This is a genomic window from Pseudomonas sp. P135, from assembly GCF_020312125.1.
GTDB classification, from domain to species: Bacteria; Pseudomonadota; Gammaproteobacteria; order Pseudomonadales; family Pseudomonadaceae; genus Aquipseudomonas; species Aquipseudomonas fragariae.
This window is the reverse complement of record NZ_JAGPYR010000044.1, coordinates 1-2,666: the sequence shown is the minus strand read 5'-3', so window position 1 is coordinate 2,666 and position 2,666 is coordinate 1. Positions and strand designations below refer to the sequence as shown.

At 52.2% G+C, this 2,666-nt stretch carries 1 rRNA gene; it reads left to right on the top strand.

The features are described from left to right. Window positions 1-2,585 (top strand): 23S ribosomal RNA (locus KBY08_RS26195); the annotation flags it as partial. Window positions 2,586-2,666 lie beyond the last annotated feature (81 nt).

The window sequence follows — 2,666 nt, the reverse complement described above, 5'->3', positions numbered from 1 at the left end:
GGCCATAGTGGGTGATAGCCCTGTACGCGAAAATCCCTTTGCAATGAAATCGAGTAGGACGGGGCACGAGAAACCTTGTCTGAATATGGGGGGACCATCCTCCAAGGCTAAATACTACTGACTGACCGATAGTGAACCAGTACCGTGAGGGAAAGGCGAAAAGAACCGCGGAGAGCGGAGTGAAATAGATCCTGAAACCGTATGCGTACAAGCAGTGGGAGCCCACTTTGTTGGGTGACTGCGTACCTTTTGTATAATGGGTCAGCGACTTATTTTCAGTGGCGAGCTTAACCGAATAGGGGAGGCGTAGCGAAAGCGAGTCTTAATAGGGCGTCTAGTCGCTGGGAATAGACCCGAAACCGGGCGATCTATCCATGGGCAGGTTGAAGGTTGGGTAACACTAACTGGAGGACCGAACCGACTACCGTTGAAAAGTTAGCGGATGACCTGTGGATCGGAGTGAAAGGCTAATCAAGCTCGGAGATAGCTGGTTCTCCTCGAAAGCTATTTAGGTAGCGCCTCATGTATCACTGTAGGGGGTAGAGCACTGTTTCGGCTAGGGGGTCATCCCGACTTACCAAACCGATGCAAACTCCGAATACCTACAAGTGCCGAGCATGGGAGACACACGGCGGGTGCTAACGTCCGTCGTGAAAAGGGAAACAACCCAGACCGTCAGCTAAGGTCCCAAAGTCATGGTTAAGTGGGAAACGATGTGGGAAGGCTTAGACAGCTAGGAGGTTGGCTTAGAAGCAGCCACCCTTTAAAGAAAGCGTAATAGCTCACTAGTCGAGTCGGCCTGCGCGGAAGATGTAACGGGGCTCAAACCATGCACCGAAGCTACGGGTATCATCTTTTGATGATGCGGTAGAGGAGCGTTCTGTAAGCCTGTGAAGGTGAGTTGAGAAGCTTGCTGGAGGTATCAGAAGTGCGAATGCTGACATGAGTAACGACAATGGGTGTGAAAAACACCCACGCCGAAAGACCAAGGTTTCCTGCGCAACGTTAATCGACGCAGGGTTAGTCGGTCCCTAAGGCGAGGCTGAAAAGCGTAGTCGATGGAAAACAGGTTAATATTCCTGTACTTCTGGTTATTGCGATGGAGGGACGGAGAAGGCTAGGCCAGCCTGGCGTTGGTTGTCCAGGTTTAAGGTGGTAGGCTGAGATCTTAGGTAAATCCGGGATCTTAAGGCCGAGAGCTGATGACGAGTGTTCTTTTAGAACACGAAGTGGTTGATGCCATGCTTCCAAGAAAAGCTTCTAAGCTTCAGGTAACCAGGAACCGTACCCCAAACCGACACAGGTGGTTGGGTAGAGAATACCAAGGCGCTTGAGAGAACTCGGGTGAAGGAACTAGGCAAAATGGCACCGTAACTTCGGGAGAAGGTGCGCCGGTGGAGGTGAAGCATTTACTGCGTAAGCCCCTGCCGGTCGAAGATACCAGGCCGCTGCGACTGTTTATTAAAAACACAGCACTCTGCAAACACGAAAGTGGACGTATAGGGTGTGACGCCTGCCCGGTGCCGGAAGGTTAATTGATGGGGTTAGCGCAAGCGAAGCTCTTGATCGAAGCCCCGGTAAACGGCGGCCGTAACTATAACGGTCCTAAGGTAGCGAAATTCCTTGTCGGGTAAGTTCCGACCTGCACGAATGGCGTAACGATGGCGGCGCTGTCTCCACCCGAGACTCAGTGAAATTGAAATCGCTGTGAAGATGCAGTGTATCCGCGGCTAGACGGAAAGACCCCGTGAACCTTTACTATAGCTTTGCACTGGACTTTGAATTTGCTTGTGTAGGATAGGTGGGAGGCTTTGAAGCGTGGACGCCAGTCTGCGTGGAGCCAACCTTGAAATACCACCCTGGCAACTTTGAGGTTCTAACTCAGGTCCGTTATCCGGATCGAGGACAGTGTATGGTGGGTAGTTTGACTGGGGCGGTCTCCTCCTAAAGAGTAACGGAGGAGTACGAAGGTGCGCTCAGACCGGTCGGAAATCGGTCGTAGAGTATAAAGGCAAAAGCGCGCTTGACTGCGAGACAGACACGTCGAGCAGGTACGAAAGTAGGTCTTAGTGATCCGGTGGTTCTGTATGGAAGGGCCATCGCTCAACGGATAAAAGGTACTCCGGGGATAACAGGCTGATACCGCCCAAGAGTTCATATCGACGGCGGTGTTTGGCACCTCGATGTCGGCTCATCACATCCTGGGGCTGAAGCCGGTCCCAAGGGTATGGCTGTTCGCCATTTAAAGTGGTACGCGAGCTGGGTTTAGAACGTCGTGAGACAGTTCGGTCCCTATCTGCCGTGGACGTTTGAGATTTGAGAGGGGCTGCTCCTAGTACGAGAGGACCGGAGTGGACGAACCTCTGGTGTTCCGGTTGTCACGCCAGTGGCATTGCCGGGTAGCTATGTTCGGAAAAGATAACCGCTGAAAGCATCTAAGCGGGAAACTTGCCTCAAGATGAGATCTCACTGGAACCTTGAGTTCCCTGAAGGGCCGTCGAAGACTACGACGTTGATAGGTTGGGTGTGTAAGCGCTGTGAGGCGTTGAGCTAACCAATACTAATTGCCCGTGAGGCTTGACCATATAACACCCAAGCAATTTGCGTCGAATGACCAGATTGCGGTGACTGTGAAGATGACACGAACCGAAAGTTTGCGTCACGAA